Annotated in this window: 5 protein-coding genes; 2 read left to right on the top strand and 3 right to left on the bottom strand. The window is 68.3% G+C overall.

The genetic code is table 11. The annotated features are described in order from the left end of the window. Nucleotides 1–397: 397 nt before the first annotated feature. The 3 genes from ACFTWP_RS41005 to ACFTWP_RS40995 all read right to left on the bottom strand — a co-directional run bounded on the left by ACFTWP_RS41005 (nucleotide 398) and on the right by ACFTWP_RS40995 (nucleotide 4,240). On the bottom strand, nucleotides 398–1,432 hold the full coding sequence (locus ACFTWP_RS41005) for an ABC transporter permease (RefSeq protein WP_380270295.1): 1,035 nt from the start codon (nucleotides 1,430–1,432) through the stop codon (nucleotides 398–400). Continuing rightward, entirely contained in the window at nucleotides 1,429–3,006 is a 1,578-nt protein-coding gene (locus tag ACFTWP_RS41000; protein WP_380270294.1) for a sugar ABC transporter ATP-binding protein, read from the bottom strand. The genes ACFTWP_RS41005 and ACFTWP_RS41000 overlap by 4 nt, the downstream gene beginning before the upstream one ends. Before the next feature lie 193 nt (nucleotides 3,007–3,199). Beyond that, the gene (locus ACFTWP_RS40995; protein ID WP_380270293.1) at nucleotides 3,200–4,240 is read right to left on the bottom strand and encodes a substrate-binding domain-containing protein; all 1,041 of its coding nucleotides are present in this window, start codon (nucleotides 4,238–4,240) and stop codon (nucleotides 3,200–3,202) included. A 1,185-nt stretch (nucleotides 4,241–5,425) separates the two neighbouring features. Between ACFTWP_RS40995 and ACFTWP_RS40990 the strand changes: the two genes are divergently transcribed. Together ACFTWP_RS40990 and ACFTWP_RS40985 are read left to right on the top strand one after the other, a co-directional pair. Further along, nucleotides 5,426–5,878: a glycoside hydrolase family 20 zincin-like fold domain-containing protein gene (locus tag ACFTWP_RS40990; protein WP_380270292.1), complete on the top strand. Its 453-nt coding sequence runs from the start codon at nucleotides 5,426–5,428 to the stop codon at nucleotides 5,876–5,878. Between the two features lie 65 nt (nucleotides 5,879–5,943). Next, nucleotides 5,944–6,630 carry a family 20 glycosylhydrolase gene (locus ACFTWP_RS40985; RefSeq protein WP_380270296.1) on the top strand — a complete coding sequence of 229 codons (687 nt, stop codon included), beginning with the start codon at nucleotides 5,944–5,946 and terminating at the stop codon, nucleotides 6,628–6,630. The last annotated feature ends 94 nt before the right edge of the window (nucleotides 6,631–6,724 follow it).

Below are 6,724 nucleotides of genomic sequence, written 5' to 3'. Positions count from 1 at the left end.
GATACCTCACCCCGATCGAAACCAGGGCCAGACTGCAGAGCGATTTCACCCCCGCAGCGTAGAAACCCGCTCTCCAAGATCAGGGGGGAACTTCAGTCGTGCAGGTCCCCGTCCGTGTTGAGATCGACGGATTGACGCGCTGCTGAGGCATCCGCTGATCGGGTGTCTCAGTGGGGCGCGGCTGCCGGTGGCGTCCGGTCTTGGCGGACGCCACCGGCAGCCGCGGGCGAGGTGGCCGACCCTCAGCGGCCGCTCGCCGTTCCGTCGGATGTGCCGGGCCGGGCCGTCGCGTCTTCGGGGCGGCCTGTGCTGGCCCGGCCTCTGACGGAGATCAAGAGGTAGGACTTCGCAGCTGGGGGCAGGGCGGCTGGAGGGTGCGGTGGTTCGTGGGCGGGTCTCAGGTGGGGAGTCCGATGGGACGTTCGCCGTTGCGGCGTTGTTGGATGACGACGGCGATGACGAGGAGGGCACCCTGGGCGACGTTCTGCCAGAAGGAGTTGATGCCCTGGACGGTGAGGCCGTTCTCCAGTGCGCCGAGCAGGGCGACGGCGAGGAGGGTGCCGCCGATGCCGCCCTTGCCGCCTCTGAGTGCGCAGCCGCCGAGGGCTGCGGCGGTGATGGCCTTGAGTTCGAGGCCTTCGCTGCCGGAGGTGGGTTGGCCGGAGCCGGTGCGGGCGGTGAGGAGGATGCCGGCGACAGCGGCGACGGTACCGATGAGGGCGTAGACGGCGATGAGGTATTTGTTGATGTTGATGCCGGCGAGGCGGGCGGCGGTGTCGTTGCCGCCGATGGCGTAGATGTTGCGGCCGATGTCGGTGTACTTGAGGAGGAGGTGGACAGCGACCGCGGTGAGGATGAGGATCCAGACCATGACCGGCAGGCCGGCGATCTTGCCTCGGCCGAGGAAGACGAAGACGTCGTTGTTGAGGACGTAGCCCTGGGCGCGGCCGTCGGAGATGAGCTGGGCGAGGCCCTTGTAGGCGGCGAGGCCGGCGAGGGTCGCGATGGTGGGGTTGACGCGTCCGTAGACGATGATCACGCCGTTGAGGATACCGATCAGGACGCCGACGCCCACGGCGGCGGCCATGCCGGCGTACGGGTTGGCGCCGGTGGTGGTGAAGGCCATCGCGGAGACGACGGAGGCGACGCCGGCCTGGGAGCCCACCGAGATGTCGAGGCCGCCGCAGATGATCACGACGGTCTGGACGACGGCGAGCAGGCCGGTGATGGTGGCCGCTTCGGCGATCACCTGCATGTTGTTCAGGGTGAGGTAGTTGTCGTTCAGCACGCCGAACAGGGCGAGGACGACGGCCAGCGCGCCGATCAGGCTGAGGTTCTGGCCGCCGACGGAGGCCAGAACGGTCAGGCGGCCGGGGCTCTTGCGCTGCTCGGGGCTGCTGCCGGCGGCCCGTCGGGTGGTCGTGGTGCTCATGCGGATGCTCCAGGGACGGGGGCGATGTCGTCGGCCATGGCCAGGTTGAGGATGGTTTCTTCGGTGGCCTCGGCGCGGTCGAGTTCGCCGGTGACGCGGCCGTTCTGCATCACGACGATCCGGTCGGCGAGGCCGAGGATCTCGGGGAGTTCGGAGGAGATCACCAATAGGGCGACGCCTTCTTCGGCGAGGTCGGCGATGATCCGGTAGATCTCGGCCTTCGCGCCGACGTCGATGCCGCGGGTCGGCTCGTCGAGGATCAGGACCTTGGGTTTGCGGGCCAGCCAGCGGGCGAGGACGACCTTCTGCTGGTTGCCGCCGGAGAGTTTGCGGACTTCGTGCTCGATGGAGGGGGTGCGCACCCGCAGGCGGTCGGTGTACTCCTGCGCCAGCTCCCGCTCGGCCCCGCGGCGGACGAAGCGGAAGCGGCGCAGGCGTTCCAGGACGACCAGCGAGGTGTTGTCCCGGATCGAGCGGTGCAGGAACAGGGCCTGGGCCTTGCGTTCCTCGGGCGCGAGGCCCAGGCCCGCCCGGATGACGGCTCCGGGCCGGCCCGTGGGCAGTCGCTGTCCGTCGAGGGTGACGGTGCCGCTGTGGACGGGCAGGTCGCCGGCGAGGGCGAGGGCGAGCTCGGAGCGGCCCGCGCCAATCAGGCCGGCCAGGCCGACGACCTCGCCGGCCCGGACCTGCAGGCTGACACCGCGCACCGCGTCGGTGGTGACCTGCCGGACGTCAAGGACGAGCGGGCCGGGGGTGACGCGTTCGCGGGTGAACATGGTGGAGAGGTCGCGGCCGACCATGAGGCGTACCAGTTCGCCCTCGGTGGTGGCGCGGGCGTCCTGGACGCCAGCGAGTTCGCCGTCGCGCAGGACGGCGATGCGGTCGGCGAGCTGGAAGATCTCCTGCATCCGGTGGGAGACGTAGATGACGGCGATGCCCTGGTCGCGCAGGCGGCGGATCAGGGCGAACAGCGCGTCGACCTCGTGCTCGGACAGGGAGGAGGTGGGTTCGTCGAAGGCGATGACCTTCGCCTCGCCGGTCAGCGCCCGCATGATCTCCACGAGTTGGCGTTGGGCGGGGGTGAGGTGGGAGCCGATCGTGTCGGGGTCGAGGACCTTCTCGAAGCCGTAGCGGTGCAGGTCGGCGGTGATGCGCCGGCGCAGTTCGGTGCGGTCCAGGCGTCGCGCGGCGGTGCGGGGCAGGTTGCCGGCGTAGACGTTCTCGGCGACGGAGACGTGCGGGATGATCTCCGGCTCCTGCGGGATGATCCGTACGCCGGCGCGGCGGGCGTCCGTCGGCGAGTAGAACTGCACGGGCCTGCCGTCGAGGACGACATGGCCCTCGGTGGGCTGGTGGTCGCCGGTGAGGATCTTCAGCAGGGTCGACTTGCCGGCCCCGTTCTCGCCCATCAGGGCGGTCACCTGACCGGCCGGGAAGTCCAGGGTCACTCCACCCAGGGCCTGCACCGGGCCGAACCGCTTGGAGACGTTCTGCACGCCGGCGCTGCCGGCATGGGCATGACTGTCGGGGGTGGGCGGGCGAGGGGCGGGGTTCGTGTCGTGAGCTCTGCTCATACGGGGCTACCTCGGAGCGGTCATGCGGAGGGTGGGCGGAACTGGCCGTCCCTGGGCCGTTCGGCGGCCCGGGCGGTGGCGGGACAGTCGTGGTTCGACAAGGAAGCGCGCCTTCGGCCCCGGCCCTGGCTGGGCCGGGGCCGAAGGCGGCGTCTACCGGCCCGCCGGGAGATCGGGCCGGTAGGCCGGTGGGTCAGTTGCAGGTGACGCCGGAGGTCTTCCAGGTGGTGGCGTCGACCATGGTGGTGGGGGCGAAGGCTTCGGCGGGCATGTCCTTGCTGTTCTTGAGCTTGTCGTAGATGGTCTGGACGGCGAGGGCGCCGACGTCCTTGCCGTTGATGAAGAGGGCGGCCTTCATACCGGTGGGCTTGGTGCCGCTCCAGTCCTTGCAGGCGAGGTAGGCGCCGAGGCCGACGCCGATGACGTTGTCGGCGCCGACGCCGGCGTTCTCCAGCGCGGTGACGCCGCCCTGGACGTTCTCGTCGTTGCAGCCCCACACCACCCAGTGCTTCACACCGGCGTTGGCGGTGATCGTCGCGGCGATCTTGTCCTGGGCGCCGGTGGGGGTGTTGTCGGTCGCCACGTCGATGTTCTGCACCCCTGGGACGGCAGCGCCGAAGGCGTCCTTGGCGGCCTTGACGCGGTCGCCGCAGACGGTGACGTCCTGCTTCCACGCGGAGATGGTTCGGGTCTCTGCCGGGTTCCAGGCGACCTTCTTGTACTCCTCGGCGGCGCGCTTGCCGACCTCGCCGCCCATCTGGGCGCCGGAGAAGCCGATCCGCGGCACCAGATCGGCCTTCGGGCAGGCGGACGGGTCCGGGCCGCTGGCACAGATCTGGTCGTCGGAGGTCAGCAGCGCCACCTTGCCGTCCTTGGCGGTCTGCACGACCTGCGGGCCCACCGCCGGGTCCGGCACCACGATGATGATGCCGTTGGCCTTCTGCGCGACGGCCGACTGGACCTCGCTCACGGTCTTGTTGGCGTCGTTGCCCAGGTTGACGACCTTGAGGTCGACGCCCAGCTCGGCGGCCTTGGCCTTGGCACCGGCGGCCTCACCGACGAAGTACTCCTGGTCACCCTGCTTCTGCAGGTAGGTGATCGAGATCTTGCCGCTCACCGGTGCGACCGGAGCGTCCGCACTCGTCGCCTCCTTGCCGGTGGAACAGGCAGTCGTCAGGCCAAGGGCGAGCAGCAGGCCCGCCGCTGCAACGGAACGGCTGGTGGTACGGGACATGGGGAGCTCCTTTGGAGGCCACACGAGTCGAGGGGACTCAACGGGTGTGCAGGGGTGCGAGGGTGATGGGCACTCGTGCCCGGTGGGTGCGACGAGGCGGTTGGAAAGCATCTCGGGGGACGGTTGGTGCTACGGCCCGGGGCAGTGGGTTCACTCAGTCGTAGTTCAAACGTAAATCATCAGAATCAAACGTTAACCAACGGAGTGGGGATATGACACCGTTGTTACGGAAGCTGCGTCAAGGGGCGAGATCACCTTGTGACGTGCAGCCAACCCCACACGGCTGCGGGCACTCCGGTCCGATACCTGCGACAACTCGGCCTGGAGGGCGGCGCCGCCGGATCAGGCGGTTCGGCTCGCCAGTGCCGGGCCGTGCCGGGCGAGCCAGCGACCGGGTCCGGGCCGTGGCTGGCAGCCCCGTAGGGCGAGAGAGAACCTGGGTCTACCCACCCCGCCCGACCCCGACTTCACCCCCACCCAGTTTGGCTCGAACCTGACGGCCATCGTGTCGGTGAAGCTCGATCGGCCCGAATTGGAGGCGGCCACCGCGACCGACTGGGCAACCTGCCCGTCCGCGCCTGCGTCCCCGAGGCGGCCCGAGAGCACCTGACCGCCTGGCTCCGCACCGACCCAGTGCAGGCGATGGTCATCCTCGCCCGGATCTCGACGACCACCCGCCACTGACAGCAGCACACCGAAACACCAGGGCTCAGGTCAGGGTTGCTTGCCAGCCTGGGCTTCTTGATAGCGCAGACGGTTGCAATGACCTCACTAGTCACAGAGCGCGACGCACCTCGAACGCAGTCTGAGTGATCTTGCTTGCAAAAGCTATTTTGCGCGCAAGTATGGACAAGAATGGAGATGTAGGTGCACCATGGCGAGCATCGCGAAAGCAGGTGCTGCGATCGCCGCTGCTGTCCCACGGCGTATCTCGCCCTCGTGAGGTTGGTGACGTAGGCCGATCGACCGATCAAGCGGGTCGTGCCCGCCTTGTACGTATGGCCGTCCTCTGACTGCGGGAGTCGAGACCACATGGGCCCCGTTGCCACATCAACGACCTCGGTTGCACGCGGTGCAGATATGTCCTCCGGGCTTCGTCAGCCGGTTGCCTCCCGGGAGAGTTTGCGGCTCCCGTGACTCCCCGCACCCCGGCAGTGGATCAGCCTCGGGCTGTCGGCCCTGTGCGTGACCGTTGCCCTGATCGCCGTGCCCGCGACCCCGGCCAGGGCGGAGAACGTCGTGCCGACGGTCGTGCCGAGCCTGCGGCAGTGGACCGGCGGCAGCGGGGAGTGGAAGCTGGCGCCCGCCAGCCGCATCCTGGTGTCGGCCGCCGACTCCGGCGCCCTGTCGTCGATGTCGGGCCTGCTCGTCGGCAACCTGGCCGCCGAGAACGGCCTGCGACCCGCCGTCGTCATAGGCTCGACCCCCGCCGCCGGCGACATCATCCTGCTACTGGACAGCTCGGACACCTCCATCGGCGACGAGGGCTACCTCCTGACCGCCGGAGCTTCACTGACCATCGTGGCCCGCAAGCTCACCGGCGCCTGGTGGGGCACCCGTACTTTGCTCCAGGTGCTGCGTGCCGACCCGGCCCGCCTCAGTGTTCCGCAGGGCAGCGCGAAGGACTGGCCCCAGTAGGCCCAGCGGGGTAGACGCTCGACGTCGGCCGCAAGTTCTTCCCGGTCGACTAGCTCAAGCAGCAGATCCGATGGATGAGTTGGTACAAGCTCAACACCTTCCACCTGCACCTGTCGGACTGGAACGCGTTCCGCATCCATAGCAAGGTCTATCCGGACCTGGCCTCACCCGAGGCCTACACCCAGGCGCAGATCACCGACCTCGTCGCCTACGCCCACTCCTACGGGGTAACCGTCGTGCCCGAGATCGACCTGTCCGCCCACGCCTCGTGGATCAGCAACCACGCCCCGGGCAACCTCGGGTTCGCCTGCGACTCCCTGTCGAAGCCGACCGCTAAGTCCTGGGAAGGCACACCCGGCCAGGGCGGCTGGGTCCTCGACATCACCCAGCCGAAGACCCGGGACTTCATCAAGGCCCTCTTCGACGAGATGATTCCGCTGTTCGACTCGCCGTACTTCCGCATCGGTGGCGACGAGATCCCCAATGACGCCGCCATGGCAGACTGCCCGCAACTGGTTGCGTATGCTACGGAAAAGAAGTTCGCCTACCCGGGTGACGTGTTCGCCGACTACATCAATACCCTCAACGCCCAGGTGCGTTCCTACGGCAGGACCACCGAGCTGTGGGAGTGGTGGGACTACGACGGCCGGATGTCCATCGCTCCGGCGACGAACATCGTGGTCGACGAATGGCTCACCCCGACCCAAGCCGCCAAGGGGTACCAGGTGGTCGACACCTTGGACGGCACCTAAGAGGGCGTTTACGTAGGTTTGATCCGATAAGGAAGCTTTGCCGCTCTCCTACTTTCACCTATTTCGCGAGCTATACGAACTTCACGACCTGCCG

It is taken from the genome of Kitasatospora sp. NPDC057015 (genome assembly GCF_042673745.1).
Taxonomy (GTDB): domain Bacteria; phylum Actinomycetota; class Actinomycetes; order Streptomycetales; family Streptomycetaceae; genus Kitasatospora.
Note: the sequence above shows the minus strand (reverse complement) of the source record. Positions and strands in the feature narration are given on the sequence as shown.